Raw genomic sequence first — 22,140 nt, forward strand, 5'->3', positions numbered from 1 at the left:
AGCACCTATCCGTTGCCGTGGCTCTAGCGCTGTCTGACCAACTGAAGTTTCTGGAAAGACAACCCAATGAGTAAGCACCCGAATGCACAAGCCCACCAGGTGGCGGGCGGTGCACACCATCGTCCTTTGAACCGTGAGGACTACAAGACCCTGAGCCTGTCGGCCCTGGGCGGCACGCTGGAGTTCTATGACTTCGTCGTGTTCGTGTTCTTCGCCAACGTGATTGGCGCACTGTTCTTCCCCGCCGACCTGCCGGACTGGATGCGCCAGCTGCAGACCCTGGGCATCTTCGCCGCCGGCTACCTGGCGCGCCCCCTGGGCGGCATCATCATCGCCCACTACGGCGACAAGATCGGTCGCAAGAAGATGTTCACGCTGTCCATCTTCCTGATGGCCGTGCCCACCCTGGTCATCGGCCTGCTGCCCACCTACGAGACCCTGGGCATCGTGGCGCCCCTGCTGCTGCTGCTGATGCGCGTGCTGCAAGGCGCGGCCATCGGCGGTGAAATGCCGGGCGCCTGGGTGTTCGTGGCCGAGCACTCGCCCGCCCGCAACTACGGCCTGGCCATCGGCACGCTGACCTCGGGCATCACCGGCGGCATCTTCCTTGGCTCCATCTTCGGCGTCTGGCTCAACAGCACTTACACCCAGGCCGAAATCCACGACTGGGCCTGGCGCATGCCCTTCATTGTGGGCGGCGTGCTGGGCCTGGTGTCGGTGTACCTGCGCCGCTTCCTGCACGAAACCCCGCTGTTCAAGGACCTGCAAAAGCGCAAGGCCGCAGACGTGGAACTGCCCATCAAGACCATCCTGCGCGAGCACAAGCAGGCCTGCTGGCTGGTGGCCCTGATGACCTGGGTGCTGTCGACCGCCGTGGTGGTGGTGGTGCTGATGACGCCGTCCTACCTGCAGAAGGTGTTCCACATCGCCCCCGCCGACGCCATGACCGCCAACGCTGTGGCCACCGTCACCCTGACCCTGGGCTGCGTGTTCTGGGGCTGGCTGAACGACAAGATCGGCACCCGCTGGACCATGGTGCTGGGCTGGGGCGGCATGGCCGTGACGGCCTACCTGTTCTACCTGGGCCTGCCCGGTCAGGACACCCTGGTGGCGCGCTATGCGCTGGTGGGCTTCTTCGTCGGCTCCATCTCGCTGCTGCCCATCGTCGGCGTGCGCGCCTTCCCCGTGGCGGTGCGTTTCACCGGCCTGTCCTTTGCCTACAACATGGCCTATGCCGTGTTCGGCGGCCTGACCCCCATGCTGGTGTCCGTGTGGCAGCAGGTGGACGTGATGGCGCCCGCCCACTACGTGGCGGCCATGGGCGTGCTGGGCGCGGCCATCGGCCTGTTCTGGCCCATGGCCGCGCGCGGCTGGCAGCCCAAGGTGCAGCACGGCTGATCGGTCGTTGACCTGTGGCATGGAGGGCAGCTTCGGCTGCCCTTTTGCATGCAGGGGCCGGCCACGGCTTGGCACAATCGGCCCCATGATCCAGCGACAAGACCTTCTCGCCCATTTCGATGCCCTGCTGCAGCCCGAGCGCTTCAAGGACTACGGACCGAATGGTCTGCAGGTCGAAGGCAAGGCCGAGATCCGCCACTTCGTCAGCGGCGTCACGGCCAGCCGGGCGCTCATCGAGGCCGCGATCGCCGATGGCGCCGATGCCATCTTCGTGCACCACGGTCTGTTCTGGCGCGGCATGGACGGGCGCATCACCGGCTGGATGAAGGAACGCATCCGCCTGCTGCTGGCACACGACATCAGCCTGTTTGCCTACCACCTGCCGCTGGATGCCCACCCCGAGCTGGGCAACAACGCGCAGCTGGGCGCCCGGTTGGGCGTGCAGGCCAGCGGCAGCTTTGGCGAGCAGGCACTGGGCCTGGTGGGCGACGTGCAGTTTGCCAACGCCGACGCCCTGGCCGCCCATGTGCAGGCCGTGCTGGGTCGGCCCGTGACCTGCGTCAGCGGTGCGCCGCAACAGGTCATCCGCCGGCTGGCGTGGTGCACGGGCGGGGCCCAGGGCTTTTATGAAAGTGCCCTGGCGGCTGGCGCGGATGCCTACCTCACCGGGGAAATCTCCGAGCCCCAGGCCCACCTGGCGCGCGAGACCGGTACCACCTTCATCGCCGCCGGACACCATGCGACCGAGCGCTACGGCGCACCCGCGGTGGCGGCCCATGTGGCCGCCGCACTGGGCCTGAGCCACCGCTTCATCGAGATCGATAATCCGGCCTGAGCGTGGCGCGCCCGTATCTGGGGGGCTGGCGGTGCGGCCATCCCCAGCGGGGCGCACACCCCGCGGCGGAACGTGGCGCCATAGCTGCTGTGCCCCGCGCGCGGGTGGCTACGCAGCACTTTCACTATTTTCATAGCTGTCCGCGCATGCTGGATAAGCGCCAGAGGTTGATTTGATGTCCAACACCCACGCCATCGCCATCACCCAGGGAGATTCGGCCGGCATCGGCCCGGAGATCATTGCCAAGGCCTTTCGCGACCATGCGTCCGAGCTGCAGGGGTGTTTTGTGGCCGGGGACGTGGCCACGCTGCGCCGCGCGGCACAGGCCATCACCGGGCCGGGCCAGGCGCACCTGCCGGTGGCAGTGATCGCTGCGCCGCAAGATGCGTGGGCGGTGCCGCCGCGCTGCATCCCGGTGCTGCAGTTGCCGGACATGCCGCCCCCCGCGCCCTGGGGGCAGGTCAGCGCCCAGGCTGGTGCCGCAGCCGCGCACAGCGTGCAGTGGGCCGCGCGGGCGGCGCTGCGGGGGGAGATCGCCGCCCTGGTGACTGCGCCCCTGCACAAGGAGGCGCTGCATGCGGCCGGCGTGGATTACCCCGGCCACACCGAACTGCTGCAGGCCGAGGCCGCCGCGCACGCCGGCGTTGGGCTTGCGCAGATGCCGGTGCGCATGATGCTGGCCAACCACGAGCTGCGCACCGTGCTGGTCAGCATCCATGTCTCGCTGCGCCAGGCCATCGAGGCCGTCACCTTCGACAACGTGCTGCAGACGCTGCGCATCACCCATGATGCGCTGACGCGCATGCTGGGCCGAGCGCCGCGCATCGGCGTGGCCGGGCTGAACCCGCATGCGGGGGAAGGGGGGCTGTTCGGTCAGGAAGAATTGACCATCATCGCGCCGGCCGTGGCGGCCGCGCGGGCCGAGCAGATCGACGCACAAGGCCCGTTTGCACCCGACACCATCTTCATGCGCGCAAGGGATGTTGATGCGCGAGCAGGGGAATTCGACGTGGTGTTGGCGATGTACCACGACCAAGGGTTGATCCCGGTCAAATATTTGGGTGTTGAGCAAGGGGTGAACGTGACCCTGGGTTTGCCGCTGGTGCGCACAGCCCGGACCACGGCACAGCCTTCGATATTGCGGGCCAGGGCGTGGCCGATGCCTCCAGCCTGCTCGAAGCGGTGCGCATGGCACAGCGCCTGTCGGCGCCCTCGCAGGGCTGAACGACACAGGCCGCAGCTTGCGGTGCGGCCTGTGGGGGACGATGGGTGCAACCGCCGGACCAGCGGTGGCTGGATCAGCGGCGCAGCTGGTCGCGGATTTCGCGCAGCAGCAGCACTTCTTCCGGGGTGACTTCGGAGGTAGGCGGGGCAGCGGGCGCCTCGCGCTTCAAGCGGTTGATTTGCTTGATCATTAGGAAAATGATGAAGGCCAGGATCGCGAAATTCACCGCCACGGTGATGAAGTTGCCATAGGCAAACACCGGGATGCCGGCCGTCTTGAGGGCTGCCAGGGTGCGCGGCGTGCCGTCCGGAATGGTGCCCAGCACCACGAACAGGTTGGAGAAGTCGAGCTTGCCGAACACCAGGCCCACGACCGGCATGATGAGGTCGTTGACCACTGAGTCCACGATCTTGCCGAAGGCCCCGCCGATGATGACACCCACGGCCAGATCGATCACATTGCCCTTGATGGCGAACTCGCGAAACTCTTGCATCATCCCCATACGCCTACTCCACAAATCGGTTGAGATGCGCAATATTGCGTGATCTAACGCAAAAGTAGTGTCAGACGCGTGCTTGGATTCCTGAATTTCGCTCCGCTACAATTTCCCGATTGTCCCTATACCTAGCGATGTTTTATCGAGGATCCCCATGAGCGAAACACCTGTCGACTCCAGCAAACGGACGTGGATCATCACGTCTGCCTGCGCTGGCGCGGTAGGCGGCGTGGCAGCCGCTGTCCCCTTTGTGAGTACCTTCCAGCCTTCGGAGAAGGCCAAGGCCGCAGGTGCCGCGGTGGAGGTCGATATCTCGGCCTTGCAGCCCGGCCAGAAGATCACGGTGGAGTGGCGCGGCAAGCCAGTCTGGATCGTCAAGCGCACCAAGGAGCAGCTGGACGAGCTGGCCAGCCTGGACGCCCAGCTGGCGGATCCCGACTCGCAGCGCAAGCCTGCCGAGCTGACCCCTGCCTACGCCCGCAACACCTGGCGCTCCATCAAGCCCGAGATCCTCGTGGCCGTCGGCATCTGTTCGCACCTGGGTTGCTCGCCCACGGACAAGTTTGTGGCCGGTGCCCAACCATCCCTGCCCAGCGACTGGAAGGGCGGCTTCCTGTGTCCTTGCCACGGCTCGACCTTTGACATGGCCGGCCGTGTGTTCAAGAACAAGCCCGCGCCCGACAACCTGGAAGTGCCGCCCCACATCTACCTGTCGGAGACCAAGCTCCTGATCGGTGAAGACAAGGCTTGAGGGAGTTAAAACGACATGGCCCACGAATTCAAAGACATCGATCCCAACGCGTCCACGGGCGCCAAGGTGACGAACTGGTTCGAGAACCGTTTCCCCACGGCATTCTCGGCCTACAAGGTTCACATGTCGGAGTACTACGCTCCGAAGAACTTCAACTTCTGGTACATCTTCGGCTCGCTGGCGCTGCTGGTGCTGGTGATCCAGATCGTGACCGGCATCTTCCTGGTCATGCACTACAAGCCCGACGCTGAGAAGGCGTTCGCTTCGGTGGAATACATCATGCGGGATGTGCCCTGGGGCTGGCTGATCCGCTACATGCACTCCACAGGGGCATCGGCCTTCTTCGTGGTGGTGTACCTGCACATGTTCCGCGGTCTGCTGTACGGTTCGTACCGCAAGCCGCGCGAACTGGTCTGGATCTTCGGTTGCGCCATTTTCCTGGCGCTGATGGCCGAAGCCTTCATGGGCTACCTGCTGCCCTGGGGCCAGATGTCGTACTGGGGCGCCCAGGTGATCGTGAACCTGTTTGCCGCGATTCCCTTTGTCGGTCCTGATCTGGCAATCCTGATCCGTGGTGACTACGTGGTGGGCGATGCCACGCTGAACCGCTTCTTCAGCTTCCACGTGATCGCCGTGCCCCTGGTGCTGCTGGGTCTGGTTGTGGCGCACTTGCTGGCGCTGCACGATGTGGGTTCGAACAACCCCGATGGCGTGGAAATCAAGGCGCCCGGTGCGCCCAAGGATGCCAAGGGCAACCCCCTGGATGGCATTCCCTTCCACCCCTACTACACCGTGCACGACATCTTTGGCGTGGCTGTGTTCCTGTTCCTGTTCTCGGCTGTGGTGTTCTTCGCCCCCGAGTTCGGTGGCTACTTCCTGGAATACAACAACTTCATTCCTGCGGACCCGCTGAAGACGCCGGCGCACATTGCCCCCGTGTGGTACTTCACACCGTTCTACTCCATGCTGCGTGCGATCACCTCCGAGATGATGTACGTGCTGGTGGCCTGCGTGGTGCTGGCGGCGGCGTTCACCGCTTTCAAGGCCAAGATGGCCGGCTTGTTCAAGCTGGTGCTGGTGGGGGCCGCCGTGGTGGCTGTGGCGCTGATGCTGGCGATCGATGCCAAGTTCTGGGGCGTGGTGGTGATGGGCGGTGCCGTGATCATCTTGTTTGCCCTGCCCTGGCTGGATCTGAGCCCGGTCAAGTCCATTCGCTATCGCCCAAGCTGGCACAAGTACCTGTATGCGGTGTTTGTGGTGAATTTCCTGATCCTGGGCTACCTGGGGGTGCAGGCGCCTTCGCCGATTGGCGAGCGTGTGTCGCAGGTCGGTACGCTGTTTTACTTCGGCTTCTTCCTGCTGATGCCCTGGTGGAGCCAGTTGGGAACGCCCAAGCCCGTGCCTGACCGCGTGAATTTCAAGCCCCACTGAGCTAGGAGCGAACAACAATGAAAAAACTGATTCTCACGCTGTTGACCGCTCTGGGTCTGGCAGGCGGTGTGCACGCTGCCGGTGGTGGTCTGATTGCCCTGGACAAGGCACCGGTGGATGTGTCCAACCAGGCCTCCTTGCAAAACGGCGCCAAGCTGTTTGTGAACTACTGCCTGGGTTGCCACTCGGCGGCGTCCATGCGCTTCAACCGTCTCAAGGACATTGGTCTGACCGATCAACAGATCAAGGACAACCTGCTGTTCACCACCGATAAGGTGGGTGAAACCATGGTGGCGGCGGTGGACCCCAAGCAGGCCAAGGAGTGGTTTGGTGCCAACCCACCGGATCTGTCGGTGATCGCGCGCTCGCGCGCCAGCGCCCAAGGCTCGGGGGCGGACTACCTGTACACCTTCCTGCGCACGTTCTACCGTGATGAGGCCAAGGCCACTGGCTGGAACAATCTGGTGTTCCCCTCGGTCGGCATGCCGCATGCGCTGTGGCAGCTGCAGGGTGAACGTCATGCGATCCTGGAAAATGTCGAGGTGCATGGTCAAAACACCCAGGTGTTCAAGGGCTGGGAAACCATTTCTCCGGGCACAATGAGCGCACAAGAGTACGATCAGGCCGTCGGTGATTTGGTGAACTTCCTGCAATGGATGGGGGAACCAGCCCAAAATACACGCATTCGCGTCGGTGTGGGCGTCTTGATCTTCCTGGGCATCTTCATTCTGATTGCCTGGAGATTGAACGCCGCATTCTGGAAAGACGTCAAATAAATAGATAGACTGCAGCCGCTTTGCATTTCGGTGCAGAAACGGTTTGGTCACAGCGGAGTGGGCGCTTTTGAAGCGTCCCACTCTTTTTGATTTTTAGGAGCTTCCGCCATGATGGTGCTTTACTCGGGAACGACTTGCCCATATTCCCACCGCTGCCGCTTTGTGCTGTTTGAAAAGGGAATGGACTTCGAGATCCGTGATGTGGACTTGTACAACAAGCCCGAAGAGATCGCGGCGATGAACCCTTATGGCCAGGTGCCGATCTTGGTCGAGCGCGATCTGATCCTGTACGAGTCGAACATCATCAATGAGTACATCGACGAGCGCTTCCCCCACCCCCAACTGATGCCTGGCGATCCGGTGGACCGTGCGCGCGTGCGCCTGTTCCTGCTGAACTTCGAAAAGGAGTTGTTCGTGCATGTGAACACGCTGGAGCAGCGCAACGTCAAGGGTAACGAAAAGGACGTGGAAAAGGCCCGTCAGCACATTCGTGACCGCCTGACGCAGCTGGCCCCCGTGTTCCTGAAGAACAAATACATGCTGGGCGAGGGCTTCTCCATGCTGGATGTGGCGATTGCGCCCCTGCTGTGGCGCCTGGACTACTACGGCATTGAGCTGAGCAAGAACGCGGCGCCGCTGCTGAAGTACGCCGAGCGCATCTTCTCGCGCCCAGCCTATATTGAAGCGCTGACACCTTCCGAGAAGGTGATGCGCAAGTAATTGCGCCTGTCCCGAGCACCGATCTACTGCTTTTGCTGTTTGCTGGAATTTGTACATGAACGAGCCCACCACCACTTCGACACGGCCGTACCTGATTCGTGCCATTCATGAGTGGTGCACGGACAATGGCTTGACGCCCTACCTGTCCGTGCGCGTGGACCGTTCCGTGCAGGTGCCCCGCGAGTTTGTGAACGAGGGCGAGATCGTGCTCAACGTCAGCTATGACGCCACGGGCAGCCTGCAACTGGGCAACGAGTTCATTGAATTCAAGGCCCGTTTCGGCGGCAAGCCGCGCGACATCATGGTGCCGGTGGAGCGTGTGCAGGCGATCTATGCCCGCGAGTCGGGGCAAGGCATGTCGTTCCCGGTGGTGGACGATGTGTTGGCAGATGTGCCGGACGAGGTGCTGGATGTGGCAGGCGCTGTGGACGTGGCGTTGCCAGAAGCTGCTGCGCCTGACGAACCCACGCCCGCACAGGTGGTGCAGTTGGTCACTTCCGGCACCAAGCCACAGGTGGAGGAGGGTGACGAACCACGTCCTCCCACGCCTGCCACAGGCCGTCCCGCCCTCAAGCGGGTGAAGTAAGTGGATATTTTTTCGGCCGTGAAACTTGTATTAGAATCGCGGTCTTCGCCGGTTTAGCTCAGTTGGTAGAGCACCCGCCTTGTAAGCGGTAGGTCGTCAGTTCGAATCCGACAACCGGCACCATTTCTGGTGCTTTTTCTTTGAAGTACCTTGTCCCTTCGGCAGCCTCTGGCCTGTGTTGCGGACCGCCGGTTTAGCTCAGTTGGTAGAGCACCCGCCTTGTAAGCGGTAGGTCGTCAGTTCGAATCCGACAACCGGCACCATCCATTGTTTCGACCACACTTCCCACATGCTGGGATGCCTGCGTTCGCTGTTCCAGCTTCACAGCGGGCTTTGCCATGGTGCAGCGTGCAGCACCTTGAGCTGGATGCGTGCCACGTTCCAGCCTTTGGTGCGCAGGTGGGCCTCCAGCCCCGGCAGCAGATAACGGACCTTGGTGGCAGCGGCCGATGTCTTGACCAGCAACCACCAGGTGTCACCTTCAATCGGTCCAGCCTGCACGCTGTGGCGCAAGCCGGGTGGGAGCAGGGGGGTGATGGCCTTCAGGCGTGCATTCGCCTCCCGGGCCTGGCCGATCAACTGGGACAGGGCGGGGGAAGCCTGGGAGGCTTGCTCCAGCGAAATGGCGAAATGGCGGCGCGAATGCATGGTGGAGTGTCCGGATGGGGCCCACATTATCCGTGTCTTGCGTTGTATGTGGGTGCATGAGGCATCCCTGTGGGTGCCGAAGTGAAAGCGGCAGTTAGAATCAATTTTTGGCTTTCAGCCGATGGGCTCTTGCTTTATCGCTGAATGAGCCCATCTGCATGGCAACTCTACATTAGGGATTTGGCCGCTTCCGGTGCCCATGGCGACTGGTGCGCGGCTTCCGTTCGCATGGTCAACTTTCTCACCAAACTTTTCGGCAGCCGCAACGACCGGCTTCTCAAGCAGTACCGCAAGACGGTGGCGCGCATCAATGCGATGGAGCCTGAGCTGGAAAAGCTCGATGACCAGGCGCTGAAGGCCAAGACCCAGGAGTTCCAGTCACGCTTGGGCCAGGGCGAGTCCCTGGACGATTTGCTGCCCGAAGCCTTCGCCGTGGTGCGCGAGGCCTCCAAGCGCGTGCTGAAGATGCGCCACTTCGATGTGCAGCTGATGGGGGGCATCGGCCTGCACCAGGGCAAGATTTCGGAAATGCGCACGGGCGAAGGCAAGACGCTGACCTCGACCCTGCCGGTCTACCTGAATGCGCTGACCGGCAAGGGTGTGCACGTGGTGACCGTGAACGACTACCTGGCCAGCCGCGATGCGGAGACCATGCGCCCGCTCTACCACTTCCTGGGCCTGTCCGTGGGGGTGAACCTGCCCCAGGCGCCGCGCGAGGAAAAGCAGCTGGCCTACCTGGCCGACATCACCTACGGCACCAACAACGAGTACGGTTTCGACTACTTGCGCGACAACATGGTCTACGACAAGGCCGATCGCGTGCAGCGTGGCCTGAACTACGCCATCGTTGACGAGGTGGATTCCATCCTGATCGATGAGGCGCGCACGCCGCTGATCATCTCCGGCCAGGCCGATGACAACACGGCCATGTACCAGGCCATCAACCAGCTGGCGCCCCAGCTGGTGCGCCAGGAGGGCGAGGCCGACCCCCGCACGGGCGAAGGTGTGACCAAGCCCGGCGACTTCACGGTCGACGAAAAGAGCCACCAGGTGTTCCTGACCGAAGACGGTCACGAAAAGGCGGAGCAGATCCTGACCGCCGCCGGCCTGCTGGCCGAAGGCGCGTCGCTGTACGACCCCTCCAACATCGCGCTCGTGCACCACCTGTACGCCGCCCTGCGTGCCCACCACATCTACCACCGTGACCAGCACTATGTGGTGCAAAACGGTGAAGTGGTCATCGTGGACGAGTTCACCGGCCGTCTGATGAGCGGCCGCCGCTGGAGCGAAGGCCTGCACCAGGCCGTGGAAGCCAAGGAAGGTGTGGCCATCCAGGCCGAGAACCAGACCATGGCCTCCATCACCTTCCAGAACTACTTCCGCCTGTATAGCAAGCTGGCCGGTATGACGGGCACTGCGGATACGGAAGCCTTTGAATTCCAGAGCATCTATGGCCTGGAAACCGTGGTCATCCCGCCGAACAAGCCCAGCCGCCGCGAGGACCAGCTGGACCGCGTCTACAAGACCACGCAGGAAAAGTACAACGCCGCGATCGACGACATCCGTGCGTGCCATGAGCGCGGCCAGCCCGTGCTGGTGGGCACGACCTCGATCGAAAACTCGGAAATCATTGCACAGCTGCTGAACCAGGCGGGTCTGCCCCACCAGGTGCTGAACGCCAAGCAGCACGCCAAGGAGGCGGACATCATCGCCCAGGCGGGTCGCAAGGGCATGATCACCATCGCCACCAACATGGCGGGCCGTGGTACCGACATCGTGCTGGGCGGCAACATCAGCAAGCAGGAAGCGGAGATCGCCCACAATCCCGAGCTGGATGACGCCGCCAAGGCCGAGCAGATCGCTGCGCTGCACGCGCAGTGGCGCCAGGACCACGAAGAGGTCAAGGCCCTGGGCGGCTTGCGCATCATCGCCACCGAACGCCATGAGTCGCGCCGCATCGACAACCAGCTGCGTGGCCGCTCCGGCCGCCAGGGCGACCCCGGCTCCTCGCGCTTCTACCTGAGCCTGGACGACCAACTGATGCGCATCTTCGCGGGCGACCGCGTGCGCGCCATCATGGACCGCCTGAAGATGCCCGAAGGCGAAGCCATCGAGGCCGGCATCGTGACCCGCTCCATCGAGTCGGCGCAGCGCAAGGTCGAGGCGCGTAACTTCGACATGCGCAAGCAGCTGCTGGAATACGACGACGTGTCCAACGACCAGCGCAAGGTCATCTACCAGCAGCGCAACGAGATCCTGGATGCCGAGGATCTGACCGAGATGATCAACGTCATGCGCGAGGACTGCGTGGCCGATCTGGTGCGCCAGTACGTGCCGGCCGAATCCATGGAAGAGCAGTGGAACCTGCCCGCGCTGGAGAAGGCGCTGGCCGAGTGGCACGTGTCCGTGGACCTGCAGGGCATGATCAAGGACTCGGACAGCATCACCGACGAAGAGATCCTGGAAACCTGCGTCAAGGCCGCCAACGACCTCTACCAGGGCAAGCTGGATCTGGTGGGCTCCGAGCAGTTCATGAACTTCCAGCGTGCCGTGCTGCTGCAAAGCTTCGACACCAACTGGCGCGACCACCTGGCGGCGCTGGACTACCTGCGCCAGGGCATCCACCTGCGCGGCTTTGCGCAAAAGCAGCCCAAGCAGGAATACAAGCGCGAGGCCTTCGAGCTGTTCCGCCAACTGATCGACCAGGTCAAGAACGAAGTCACGCGCGTGCTGCTGACCGTGCGCATCCAGCAGCCCGAGCAGCTGGACCAGGCGGCGCAAAGCATCGAAGACCGCGCCGAACATGTGCCCGGCATGAACTACTCGTCCGCCGATGGCGACAAGAGCGACAGCTTCGAGCTGCCGCCCGGCGCGCGCGTGGGGCGCAACGACCCCTGCCCCTGCGGCAGCGGCCAGAAGTTCAAGAACTGCCACGGCAAGCTGAGCTGATACGGCACGCTTCACCAAAGAACACACACGGGCTGCGGCCCGTGTTCTTTTTTGTCCCGATAATGGCTGCCTCACTGTTTTATCTCGGTAGGAAGTCCTGCAATGCCCGTGAATTTGCCCGTCCCCGTCGCCGCTGACCTGCATCCGGTTGCCGGTGTGCGCATTGGCGTCACCGAAGCCGGTGTGCGCAAAGCCAACCGCAAAGACCTGACCGTGTTCCTGCTGGACGAAGGCGCCAGCGTGGCCGGCGTGTTCACGCAGAACCGTTTCTGCGCGGCGCCCGTGCAGGTCAGTCGCGAGCATCTGGCGGCCGGGCAGGGCATCCGTGCCATGGTCATCAACACGGGCAATGCGAATGCCGGCACCGGTGCCGCCGGCCTGACCAATGCCCGCGCCACCTGCGCGGCCCTGGCCCAGGCGCTGGGCGTGACGCCTGAGCAGGTGCTGCCGTTTTCCACCGGCGTGATCATGGAAGAGCTGCCCGTGGACCGCATCGTCGCCGGCCTGCCAGCGGCCATCGCCGCGGCCCAGCCCGACAACTGGGCCACTGCCGCTGCAGGCATCATGACCACCGACACCCAGCCCAAGGCCTACAGCCGGCAGGTGGTGCTGGGTGGCAAGACCGTCACCGTCACCGGCATCAGCAAGGGTGCGGGCATGATCCGCCCCAACATGGCCACCATGCTGGGCTATGTGGCCACCGACGCGGCGATTGCGCCCGCGCTGCTGCAGGACCTGGTCAAGGAACTGGCCGATGGCTCCTTCAACCGCGTGACCATCGATGGGGACACCTCCACCAACGACTCCTTCGTGCTGGTGGCCACGCATCAGGCCGGCAACGCCGAGGTGACGGGCTGGAGCAGCCCGGAGGCCCAGGCCTTGAAGGCCGCGCTGCTGGAGGTCTCGCGCCTGCTGGCCCAGGCCATCGTGCGCGACGGCGAAGGCGCGACCAAGTTCATCACCGTGCAGATCGACGGCGGCAAGACCGAGGAAGAATGCCGCCTGGCGGCCTATGCCATCGCGCATTCGCCCCTGGTCAAGACGGCCTTCTTCGCCTCCGACCCGAACCTGGGCCGCATCCTGGCGGCCGTGGGCTATGCCGGCATCACCGACCTGGACCAGACGAAGATCGACCTGTTCCTGGACGATGTGCACGTCGTCGTGAACGGTGGCCGCAACCCCGCCTACCAGGAGGCCGACGGCCAGCGCGTGATGAAGCAACCCGAGATCACCGTGCGCGTGAACCTGGGCCGCGGCACGGCCAGCCAGACCGTGTGGACCTGCGACTTCAGCCACGACTACGTGACCATCAACGCCGACTACCGCTCCTGATGGGCGGGCTGCGCATGCGGTCACCTACACGTCGTTCTGCCTCTTGCCGTAGCGCTGCTGCTGGCTTCGGCGAATCGCTGCGTTTTGACCGCCCTGCGGACTGGACCGTCTGCCCAGCCTGGTGACGCTGCCAGCGCCTGTCGATCAGGCCCTTTTGATTTCAGGAGCTGTCTGCGCTGGTGTACATAGGGTTTCAATGTGTTTTTATATTGAAATCCCCTGTTCACCAGCGCTGGCAGCTATCAAAACCATGGGTGGAGACCTGCCGTGCAAGATGTGATGAATCCTTTGGAGCGTTTGGTGGAGCGTGCTGAGCAGCTGATGCAGCGCATCGAGTCGGTGCTGCCCCAGCCCCTGCAGGCCCCGGCCGACTGGAGTGCGGCCATCGCCTGGCGCTACCGCAAGCGCGCCAATGGCTGCGGCGTGCTGGAGCCGGTGCGCCATGTGGGCGCCATGCAGCTGTCGGACCTGCAGAACGTGGACGTGCAAAAGGACAAGATTGCGCGCAACACCGAGCAGTTCGTGCAGGGCCGCACGGCCAACAACGTGCTGCTGACGGGCGCGCGCGGCACGGGCAAGTCGTCGCTGATCCGCGCCTGCCTGCACGCCTATGCACCGCAGGGCCTGCGCCTGATCGAGGTGGACAAGGTGGACCTGACCGACCTGCCCGACATCGTCGACGTGGTGGCGCCGGCCCGAGAAGTTCGTCATCTACTGCGACGACCTGAGCTTTGAGGAGGGTGAGCCCGGCTACAAGGCCATGAAGTCCATCCTGGATGGCTCGGTCTCTGCCGCCACGCCGAACGTGCTGGTCTATGCCACCAGCAACCGCCGCCACCTGCTGCCCGAGTACATGACCGACAACCTGACGCACTCCAAGGGCGAGCACGGCGAGATCCACCCCGGTGAGGTGGTGGAGGAGAAAATCTCCCTGTCCGAGCGCTTTGGCCTGTGGGTCAGCTTCTACCCCTTCAGCCAGGACGAGTACCTGCGCGTGGTGGCCCAGTGGCTGCGCGCCATGGGCCTGGACGATGCGGCGATTGCGGCCGCGCAGCCCGAGGCCCTGGTCTGGGCGCTGGAGCGTGGTTCGCGCAGCGGCCGCGTGGCCCAGCAGTTTGCGCGCGACTATGCCGGCCGCAGCGAACGCCCGGTGGCCGTGCGCCACCGCATTGCCGATGTCGATGGCCTGAGCGACGGCGCGGAAATCTGATTGTTTGAAAAGAGTCCCCCTGTGAGTACCCCCCTTGTCCAACAACCCACCGAAGTCGCCGTAGGCGTGCTGATCCGCGAGAGCGACGGCGCCCTGCTCATCACCAGCCGCCCCGAGGGCAAGCCCCGCGCGGGCTGGTGGGAGTTCCCCGGCGGCAAGCTGGAAGCCGGTGAGAGCGTGGAGCAGGCCCTGTGCCGCGAGCTGCAGGAGGAACTGGGCATCACCATCCGCAACTGCCTAGTCTGGAAGGTGACCGAGCATGCCTACAGCCATGCCCTGGTGCGCCTGCACTGGTGCAAGGTCACGCAGTGGGACGGCGATTTTGAAATGCGCGAAGGCCAGCAGATGGCCTGGCAGCAATTGCCCCTGACCGTGCGCCCGGTGCTGGAAGGCTCGCTTCCCGTGCTGCAGTGGCTGAGCGAGGAGCGGGGCCTGCCGTTCGATGCGTCCGTCTATGCCGAGTCGGCGCTATCGGAAAAGTGAGCGGTCAGCGCGCTTGTCACCTGATTTAGGTACTTGAAGCGCCTTCAAAACAAACAAGGAGCTGCGCGGGCAGCTCCTTTTTTTGTGGGGCGCACCGCGCACTCAGTCTTCGACGCGCGGGTCGCCGTACTGGTTGTCCTGTGGGGGCTGGGCAGGCACGCGGAAGCTTTCAGCCGCCCAGGCGCCCAGGTCGATGTCCTTGCAGCGCTGGCTGCAAAACGGTCGCGCCGCATTCGTGGGGGCAAACAGGCTGGGCCCGCCGCAGGTGGGGCAGGGGACGGTGGTGGAGGGGGGAGAAGCAGCGTCGCGCATGGCCCAAGTCTGTCACAGACGCCGCGTCAGGCGCACAGCGTCAGCTCGAAAGCCGCATTTTCCGTGGTGACCTGCAGGCCACCGGCCTCGTTGGGGCGCAGCAGGCGCACGGACACCATCAGGCGGTTGGCGCTGATCTCGGGCACCAGGCCGGATTCCGCATCGATGCGCAGGCGCAGCAGCTGGTAGGGGCGTCCGGCCGGCAGCGCCTGCTGGAATTGCCCACCCATCGCGGCCACTTTCTGGGGGGAGCCGGTGTCGCGCACCAGGCTGAGCAGCAGGCCCAGCGAATCTGCCAGGGGCTGCAGGCATTGCGTCCACTGGTGCAGGTCGGCCTGGCGCTCGACCGCGGGCTTGTTCTGCCAGCGGTGGTAGGCGGGCAGGTCAAAGCTGCTGGTGCCGCCGGGGATGCTGATGCGGCTGCGGATGGCCATCAGCCAGTCGTTTTCCGTCAGCGGTTGGCCGGTCTTGCCGGTCTGGGCATGCAGGGCGCTGTAGCACTGTTCCAGCTTGGCAATGATGGTGTCCAGCATGTCCTGCGCAATCGCGGGATTGTCGCGCAGACCTTCAAACAGGCTTTTGTGGCGGTCCAGGTCGCGCAGCAGGTCCGACTTGAGGTCGGCGCGGGCCGCCACTTCCATGATCTCGAAGATCGTCGCCAGGGCAAAGTGGTGGTCCACCGGCGATTCGCGCGTGACGAGTTCAAACAAACGCCGGAACAATTGTTCCAGTCGCAAATACGTGCGCAAGCGTTCGTTGAAAGGGTACTCGTAAAGAATCACGCTGGCGGTATCCCGGTGTGCTGAGGCGAAAAAGAGGAGCTTGCACCAGCGGGCCAGCCCAAACGGGCGCTGGTTACAAAGTCGCTGGCTGCCATCATAGCTGTAACCATGCGGAAATTGATAGCACTTCTTGACGTAATGCAGCTAAATCAAGGCCATCGTTGTAGATAACCCAGTCTGCTGCGGCCCGGCGCTGCGCACGCGTGGCCTGTGCCGCCATGATGCGTGCGATGGCGTCGGTGGCCAGCCCGTTGCGTGCGCTGACGCGCTGCACCTGGGTGCTTTCCTCGCAGTCGACCACAAGCACGGCATCCAGCTGCGGGCGCCAGCGCCCGGATTCCACCAGCAGTGGAATGTCGAACACCAGCCACTGTGCGCCGCAGGCCTCGGCCTGCAGGGCCTGGCGCTCGGTCAGGCTGCCCACCAGTGGGTGGACGATGGCTTCCAGCCGCTGGCGTGCGCTGGGGTCTTCAAACACCAGTTGGCGCATGAAATCACGGTCCAGGGCCCCTTGCGCATCGATCGCCGAGGCACCAAATTCGACCTCGATCTGCGGCATGGCCAAACCACCCGCCGCCGTCAGGCTGCGGGCAATCTGGTCGGCGTCGATGACCACGGCCCCTGCGGCGGCCAGCATCTGCGCCACCGTGCTTTTGCCGCTGCCAATCCCGCCGGTCAGGCCCCAGCGTTGTGCGCGCTGCATGTTCACAGGCCCAACGCCGTCAGCACGGCGCGCAGCAGGCGGTCCGGGCCGAAGAACATCGCGGTAAAGCCCGCGCCCGCCAGAAAGGGGCCGAACGGGATGTAGCCCCCCTCGCGCAGGCTGCTGCGCAGCTTCAGGGCGATGCCGATGACGGCGCCGATCACCGATGCCATCAAGATCATCGGCACCAGGGCTTGCCAGCCGAACCAGGCGCCCAGGGCGGCGAACAGCTTGAAGTCACCGTAGCCCATGCCTTCCTTGCCGGTGATCAGTTTGAAAACCCAGTAGATGGACCACAGCGACAGGTAGCCGATGGCGGCGCCCCAGACGGCGTCGCCCAGGGCCACCGATGTCCAGCCCAGTGCAGTGGCCAGCAGGCCGGCCCACAGCAGCGGCAGGGTCAGGTCATCGGGCAGGTAGGTGGTGTCCCAGTCGATCAGCGCCAGTGCCAGCAAGGTGGCGCTGAAGCCGCACCAGGCCCAGCCTGTCGGGGTGAATCCCCAGCGGGTGATGCACCAGGCGAACAGCCCGGCCGTCGCGACTTCCACCAGGGGGTAGCGGATGCCGATCGGAGCGTGGCAGTGTGCGCATTGGCCGCGCAGGTACAGCCAGCTGAGCACCGGGATGTTCTCCAGCCAGCCTATGGGGTGTGCGCAGTGGGGGCAGCGCGAGCGGGGCTTGGACAGTGTCAGCGCGGGGGTGGTGGGTGTATAGGCCTCGCCCGCCTGTGCTGCCCGGTGCTGTGCGCATTCGGCATCCCATTGCTGCTCCATCATGCGAGGCAGGCGATGGATCACCACGTTCAAGAAGCTGCCGATCAGCAGCCCCAGCAATGCCGCCAGCGCGGTACCGCTCCATACAGAAAAGTCCATCAGACCACTTGTCCTAACTTGAAGATCGGCAGGTACATGGACACCACAATCCCGCCGATGATGCCACCCAGGATTACGATGATGATGGGCTCCATCAGGCTGGAAAGGCCTGCCACCATCTCGTCCACTTCCTGTTCGTAGAAATCGGCCGCCTTGCCCAGCATGTGATCAATGGAGCCCGATTCCTCGCCGATGGCACACATCTGCAGCACCATCGACGGGAAGACATCGGCACTCGTCATGGCATCGGTCAGGTTGGTGCCGGTGGCAACCATCTGCTGGATCTTGTCGGTGGCTTCCCGGTAGACGCTGTTGCCCGAGGCCCCGCCGACGGAGTCCAGCGCTTCCACCAGGGGCACGCCGGCGGCGAACATGGTGGAGAGGGTGCGCGTCCAGCGTGCGACGCAGGATTTGTCGATCAGGATGCCAAAAATGGGCAGCTTCAGCAGCAGACGGTCCATCACGCGCTGCATCTTGGGACTGCGCCGCCAGGCCTGCATGAAGAAATACAGGCCGCCACCGATCACGCCAAAGATCAGCCACCAATACGCGACAAAGAACTCACTGATGGCCATGACCAGTAGCGTCGGGGCCGGCAAGTCGGCGCCGAACGAGGTGAAGACTTCCTTGAACGCCGGGATCACAAAGATCATGATCACCGTCACCACCACGAACGCCACCACGATCACCGCGATGGGGTACATCAGCGCGGACTTGATCTTGCCCTTGATGGCCTCGGTCTTTTCCATGTAGGTGGCCAGGCGGTCCATCAAGGTGTCCAGGATGCCCGCAGCTTCCCCGGCCTCGATCAGGTTGCAGTACAAGGCGTTGAAGTGCATGGGGTGCTTGCGGAACGCCATGCTCAGCGAGGTGCCGGTCTCCACATCCTGGCGGATGTCGTTGAGCAGCTTGGTCACGCTGGGATTGGGGTTGCCACGCCCGACGATGTCGAACGACTGCAGCAGCGGGACCCCGGCCTTCATCATGGTGGCCATCTGGCGGGTGAACAGCGCAATGTCCTTGGGCTTGATCTTCTTGCCGGCGCGCATGCTGCGCTTCTTCAGCTTGGTGATGAAGATGCCCTGGCGGCGCAAGGAGGCCTGGACCTGGGCTTCCCCAACGGCCCGCATCTCTCCGTGCAGTGCCTTGCCCTGGCGGTCTTTGCCGGCCCATTCGTAAATGAACTCCTTTGCGTTGCTCCTGCCAGGTGCTGCGGTTGCCATAACGCTGTTCCCTCTGATCTTGATGTTGTATGGTGGTCAGGCCTGCGGCGCCTACAAATTGGTGACGGCCAGCACCTCTTCCAGCGAAGTGATGCCTTGCCGGACTTTGTCCAATCCGGATTCGCGCAGCGATTTCACGCCTTCGCTCCTGGCCTGGGCGGCAATCTCCAGGGCACTGCCGTCGCGCAGGATGATTTGTTGGATTGCTTCGGTGATCGGCATCACCTGGTAGATGCCCACGCGGCCCTTGTAACCATTGTTGCAGGCACTGCAGCCCACAGCCTTGTAGGGGACCCAGGAGCCATTCAGCTGGTGTTCCTCGTAACCGGCTTCGACCAGGGTTTCGTGTGGCACATCATGCGGCTGCTTGCATTGTGGGCACAAGCGGCGCGCCAGACGCTGGGCCGTGATCAGGATCACGCTGGAGGCGATGTTGAACGGCGCAATGCCCATGTTTCGCATGCGCGTCAAGGTTGTGGGTGCATCGTTGGTGTGCAGTGTGGACAGCACCAAGTGCCCCGTCTGCGCAGCCTTGATGGCGATGTCTGCCGTTTCCAGATCGCGGATTTCACCGACCATGATGACATCCGGGTCCTGGCGCAGGAAGGAGCGCAGGGCGGTGGCGAAAGTCAGTCCGGCCTTTTCATTCACATTGACCTGGTTGACGCCGGGCATGTTGATTTCCGAGGGATCTTCGGCCGTGGAGATGTTGACCCCGGGTTTGTTCAGCAGGTTCAGGCAGCTGTATAGCGACACGGTCTTGCCCGAGCCGGTGGGCCCTGTGACCAGGATCATGCCGTAGGGCCGCTGGATGGCATCCAGCAGACGACCCTTTTCCTCGGGCTCGTAGCCCAGGGCATCGATGCCCATCCTGGCGCTGCTGGGGTCCAGGATACGGATCACGATCTTCTCGCCGAACAGCGTGGGCAAGGTGGAGACGCGGAAGTCGATGACGCGGTCAGCACCGACCTTGAGCTTCATGCGCCCATCCTGGGGGACGCGTTTCTCCGAGATGTCCAGTCGCGAGATCACCTTGATGCGCGAGGCCAGTTTTTCCTTGATGGCGATGGGCGGGCTTGCGATCTCCCGCAGTTCGCCATCGATCCGGAAGCGCACGCGGTAGCTGTGTTCGTAGGGCTCAAAGTGAAGGTCCGAGGCCCGCATGTTGAAGGCGTCAATCAGCATCTTGTGCAGGAACTTGACGACCGGCGCGTCCTCGACTTCGGATGCATTACCGTCTTTGTCATCGGGTGCGGGCGCATCCACCACTTCATCGAACTGGAAGTCGGCATCGGAATTGAAGGCGTCCAGAGTCTCAGAGGCACTCTTGGTCGTGGCTTCGACCAGGCGCTGCAGTTTGTCGCATTCGACAATGACCCAGTCCACCCCCATCTGGGCGGTGAATTTGATCTTCTCCGCGGCGTCTTTGTCAGTAGGGTCTGCCGTGGCCACCACCAGGCGGTTGCCGCGCTTGAGCAGGGGTAGCACCTTGTGCATGCTGCACAGCTTGGCGTCCAGCAAATCCCTGGGCAGGCGCTGGGGGTCGATGGTGTCCAGGTCCAGCAGCGGCGTGCGAAAAATCTGTGCGATCTGAAAGGCCAGCTCCGCCGCAGGCATGTGCCCGGATGCCACCAGCTGTGCCACGAAGCTGTTCTTGCTGGCGTGGGCCTTGCGGGCCGTCTCCAGCGCAACAGCTTCCGGGAGCTGGCCTGCGCTGACCAGTGCCCGGGCCAGCCCGGCCAGTGCCGTGTTCGAGGAGGACTGGGCGATCAAGGATGCAGTGGATGCGGCGTTCATGGGCCGTGAGTGGAATATGTTGTATGTAGGTGTGGAAGGACGCGCCTATCATCCCCGATCAAAACAGGACTGTACAGACGCAAAAAGCCTGCAGGGGCAGGCTTTTTGAAAAAGATTGACGTGGTGCACAGTCTCCTGTGCACGTTCGCGAGCCGTGATCAGGTGCGGCGCAGCAGTAGCTGTGCGGCCAGTTGCTCCATCGCCTGCGTGTAGGCATTCACGGGCAGGGCCTGCAAGGCCGCGATTGCACGCATGGCCTCGTTGTGGGCGGCCTCGCGGGTGGCATCCAGAGCGCCGGTGCGCTTGACGATGGACAGGATGCTGGGCAATTGTTCGGTGGAGCCTTGCTCGATCGCCTCGCGCACCACCTGGGCGTCTTCGGCTGTAGCCCTTTGCATGGCGATGATCAGGGGCAGTGTGCATTTGCCTTCGCGCAGATCATCCCCCAGGTTCTTGCCCATTTCTGCCGCATCGCCGTCGTAGTCCAGCACATCGTCGATGATCTGGAAGGCGGTGCCCAGTGCCTGTCCATAGGTCGCGCAGGCGGACTCGACCGTGGCGTTGGCGCCCGCTAGGATTGCGGCGATCTGGGTGCTGGCCTCGAACAGCTTGGCGGTCTTGGAACGGATGACGTGCAGGTAGCCGGCTTCGTCCAGCGAGGCGTCGTGGGTGTTGATCAGCTGCTGCACTTCACCTTCGGCGATCACATTGGTGGCATCGGAGAGCACCTGCAAGATGCGCATATTGCCGGCCTCGACCATCATCTGGAACGAGCGCGTGTGCAGAAAATCCCCCACCAGCACGCTGGCCGGGTTGCCGAAAGACTCGTTGGCCGTGGGGCGGCCGCGGCGCAGGGTCGATTCGTCGACCACATCGTCATGCAACAGGGTGGCTGTGTGGATGAGCTCCACCACGGCGGCCAGCGTGTGCTTGGTCGGGCGCTGCTCGCCCAGGGCATTGCTCACCATCAGCAGCAGGGCGGGACGCAGGCGCTTGCCGCCGGCCGCAATGATGTACTGGGAAATCTGACCGATCAAAGGGACGCTGGTGGTCAAACGCTGTGCGATGACACGGTCCACCGCCTGCATATCGTCGGCAATCAGGGCAAGCGGGTTGGGAATGGGGTTTGCTGTAGTCAAGGTAATCGCCACCAGGAGAGGCGCTGATTATAGGAAGACATCGGACAAGCCCTGTGGGGCGGCAAGGTTGTGTGTGGACGCTCATTGGCGTTTACGCGTACAATCTTGGGCTTCCGTGGAAATTCGTCCGCGGAGACTCAAGAATCGAAAGAGGTTTACATGTACGCGGTCATAAAAACCGGTGGCAAACAGTATCGTGTTGCTGCTGGCGAAAAAATCAAGGTAGAACAGATTGCTGCGGACGTAGGCCAGGAAATCGTGATCGACCAAGTTTTGGCAGTCGGCAACGGCGCAGAACTGAAGGTTGGCACTCCCCTGGTGTCCGGCGCAACTGTGAAGGCAACGGTGGTTGCTCACGGCAAGCACGACAAGGTGCGCATCTTCAAGCTGCGTCGTCGTAAGCACTACGCCAAGTCTCAAGGCCATCGCCAGCAGTTCACCGAACTGCAAATCGTGGCGATTGCCGCTTAAT

20 protein-coding genes, 2 tRNA genes and 2 pseudogenes are annotated in these 22,140 nt (G+C 63.4%); 15 read left to right on the plus strand and 9 right to left on the minus strand.

What is annotated here, in order from left to right; genetic code table 11:
- Positions 1 to 66: 66 nt before the first annotated feature.
- From SJH88_RS00485 to pdxA, 3 genes and pseudogenes are all read left to right on the plus strand, one after another.
- Positions 67 to 1,398 (plus strand): MFS transporter, encoded by a 1,332-nt coding sequence (locus tag SJH88_RS00485; RefSeq protein WP_270151270.1) that lies wholly within the window; start codon positions 67 to 69, stop codon positions 1,396 to 1,398.
- Between the two features lie 85 nt (positions 1,399 to 1,483).
- Positions 1,484 to 2,233 carry a Nif3-like dinuclear metal center hexameric protein gene (locus SJH88_RS00490; RefSeq protein ID WP_274753305.1) on the plus strand — a complete coding sequence of 250 codons (750 nt, stop codon included), beginning with the start codon at positions 1,484 to 1,486 and terminating at the stop codon, positions 2,231 to 2,233.
- Between the two features lie 175 nt (positions 2,234 to 2,408).
- A pseudogene (gene pdxA / locus SJH88_RS00495) lies at positions 2,409 to 3,457 on the plus strand (4-hydroxythreonine-4-phosphate dehydrogenase PdxA).
- 74 nt (positions 3,458 to 3,531) lie between these two features.
- Here the strand turns inward: pdxA and mscL are convergent.
- Positions 3,532 to 3,960 carry a large conductance mechanosensitive channel protein MscL gene (gene mscL, locus SJH88_RS00500; RefSeq protein WP_274753306.1) on the minus strand — a complete coding sequence of 143 codons (429 nt, stop codon included), beginning with the start codon at positions 3,958 to 3,960 and terminating at the stop codon, positions 3,532 to 3,534.
- A 148-nt stretch (positions 3,961 to 4,108) separates the two neighbouring features.
- On the opposite strand from mscL, the gene petA reads away from it, so the two are divergent.
- The 7 genes from petA to SJH88_RS00535 all read left to right on the plus strand — a co-directional run bounded on the left by petA (position 4,109) and on the right by SJH88_RS00535 (position 8,481).
- Entirely contained in the window at positions 4,109 to 4,705 is a 597-nt protein-coding gene (gene petA, locus SJH88_RS00505; RefSeq protein ID WP_042419919.1) for a ubiquinol-cytochrome c reductase iron-sulfur subunit, read from the plus strand.
- Between the two features lie 15 nt (positions 4,706 to 4,720).
- Entirely contained in the window at positions 4,721 to 6,136 is a 1,416-nt protein-coding gene (locus SJH88_RS00510; RefSeq protein ID WP_042419916.1) for a cytochrome b, read from the plus strand.
- 17 nt (positions 6,137 to 6,153) lie between these two features.
- A complete protein-coding gene (locus tag SJH88_RS00515; RefSeq protein ID WP_042419913.1) occupies positions 6,154 to 6,912 on the plus strand; it encodes a cytochrome c1 in 759 nt (252 codons plus the stop codon).
- A gap of 108 nt (positions 6,913 to 7,020) precedes the next feature.
- Positions 7,021 to 7,632 (plus strand): glutathione S-transferase N-terminal domain-containing protein, encoded by a 612-nt coding sequence (locus SJH88_RS00520; protein WP_042419909.1) that lies wholly within the window; start codon positions 7,021 to 7,023, stop codon positions 7,630 to 7,632.
- Positions 7,633 to 7,687: 55 nt separating this feature from the next.
- A complete protein-coding gene (locus SJH88_RS00525; RefSeq protein ID WP_274753307.1) occupies positions 7,688 to 8,218 on the plus strand; it encodes a ClpXP protease specificity-enhancing factor in 531 nt (176 codons plus the stop codon).
- Positions 8,219 to 8,265: 47 nt separating this feature from the next.
- Positions 8,266 to 8,341: transfer RNA gene (locus SJH88_RS00530), tRNA-Thr, on the plus strand.
- A gap of 64 nt (positions 8,342 to 8,405) precedes the next feature.
- Positions 8,406 to 8,481: transfer RNA gene (locus SJH88_RS00535), tRNA-Thr, on the plus strand.
- A 58-nt stretch (positions 8,482 to 8,539) separates the two neighbouring features.
- Here the strand turns inward: SJH88_RS00535 and SJH88_RS00540 are convergent.
- Entirely contained in the window at positions 8,540 to 8,866 is a 327-nt protein-coding gene (locus SJH88_RS00540) for a DciA family protein (RefSeq protein ID WP_042419902.1), read from the minus strand.
- Between the two features lie 228 nt (positions 8,867 to 9,094).
- Here SJH88_RS00540 and secA point away from each other — a divergent pair, with 228 nt between their 5' ends.
- The 4 genes and pseudogenes from secA to SJH88_RS00560 all read left to right on the plus strand — a co-directional run bounded on the left by secA (position 9,095) and on the right by SJH88_RS00560 (position 14,840).
- Positions 9,095 to 11,815 (plus strand): preprotein translocase subunit SecA, encoded by a 2,721-nt coding sequence (gene secA, locus SJH88_RS00545; RefSeq protein WP_234687615.1) that lies wholly within the window; start codon positions 9,095 to 9,097, stop codon positions 11,813 to 11,815.
- Between the two features lie 102 nt (positions 11,816 to 11,917).
- Entirely contained in the window at positions 11,918 to 13,147 is a 1,230-nt protein-coding gene (gene argJ / locus SJH88_RS00550; protein WP_045267489.1) for a bifunctional glutamate N-acetyltransferase/amino-acid acetyltransferase ArgJ, read from the plus strand.
- Positions 13,148 to 13,426: 279 nt separating this feature from the next.
- A pseudogene (locus SJH88_RS00555) lies at positions 13,427 to 14,357 on the plus strand (ATP-binding protein).
- Positions 14,358 to 14,378: 21 nt separating this feature from the next.
- Positions 14,379 to 14,840: an NUDIX domain-containing protein gene (locus tag SJH88_RS00560; protein ID WP_274753308.1), complete on the plus strand. Its 462-nt coding sequence runs from the start codon at positions 14,379 to 14,381 to the stop codon at positions 14,838 to 14,840.
- Positions 14,841 to 14,942: 102 nt separating this feature from the next.
- Here the strand turns inward: SJH88_RS00560 and SJH88_RS00565 are convergent, their stop codons facing one another.
- The 7 genes from SJH88_RS00565 to SJH88_RS00595 form a co-directional block, all read right to left on the minus strand.
- Entirely contained in the window at positions 14,943 to 15,152 is a 210-nt protein-coding gene (locus tag SJH88_RS00565; protein ID WP_274753309.1) for a DNA gyrase inhibitor YacG, read from the minus strand.
- Positions 15,153 to 15,178: 26 nt separating this feature from the next.
- A complete protein-coding gene (zapD, locus tag SJH88_RS00570) occupies positions 15,179 to 15,934 on the minus strand; it encodes a cell division protein ZapD (protein WP_274753310.1) in 756 nt (251 codons plus the stop codon).
- Positions 15,935 to 16,028: 94 nt separating this feature from the next.
- Positions 16,029 to 16,637, minus strand: a complete 609-nt coding sequence (gene coaE, locus SJH88_RS00575; RefSeq protein WP_274753311.1) for a dephospho-CoA kinase — start codon at positions 16,635 to 16,637, stop codon at positions 16,029 to 16,031.
- Between the two features lie 2 nt (positions 16,638 to 16,639).
- The gene (locus SJH88_RS00580) at positions 16,640 to 17,509 is read right to left on the minus strand and encodes a prepilin peptidase (RefSeq protein WP_274753312.1); all 870 of its coding nucleotides are present in this window, start codon (positions 17,507 to 17,509) and stop codon (positions 16,640 to 16,642) included.
- Positions 17,509 to 18,732 (minus strand): type II secretion system F family protein, encoded by a 1,224-nt coding sequence (locus tag SJH88_RS00585; protein WP_045267485.1) that lies wholly within the window; start codon positions 18,730 to 18,732, stop codon positions 17,509 to 17,511. Before SJH88_RS00585 ends, SJH88_RS00580 begins: the two co-directional genes overlap by 1 nt.
- Before the next feature lie 51 nt (positions 18,733 to 18,783).
- Complete coding sequence (gene pilB, locus SJH88_RS00590; protein ID WP_274753313.1) at positions 18,784 to 20,529, minus strand: type IV-A pilus assembly ATPase PilB; 1,746 nt, start codon at positions 20,527 to 20,529, stop codon at positions 18,784 to 18,786.
- A 158-nt stretch (positions 20,530 to 20,687) separates the two neighbouring features.
- Positions 20,688 to 21,617 (minus strand): polyprenyl synthetase family protein, encoded by a 930-nt coding sequence (locus SJH88_RS00595; protein WP_274753319.1) that lies wholly within the window; start codon positions 21,615 to 21,617, stop codon positions 20,688 to 20,690.
- Positions 21,618 to 21,827: 210 nt separating this feature from the next.
- Here SJH88_RS00595 and rplU point away from each other — a divergent pair, with 210 nt between their 5' ends.
- On the plus strand, positions 21,828 to 22,139 hold the full coding sequence (rplU, locus tag SJH88_RS00600) for a 50S ribosomal protein L21 (protein WP_042417032.1): 312 nt from the start codon (positions 21,828 to 21,830) through the stop codon (positions 22,137 to 22,139).
- The last annotated feature ends 1 nt before the right edge of the window (position 22,140 follow it).

It is taken from the genome of Comamonas sp. GCA5, assembly GCF_036541385.1.
Lineage (GTDB): Bacteria > Pseudomonadota > Gammaproteobacteria > Burkholderiales > Burkholderiaceae_C > Comamonas > Comamonas aquatica.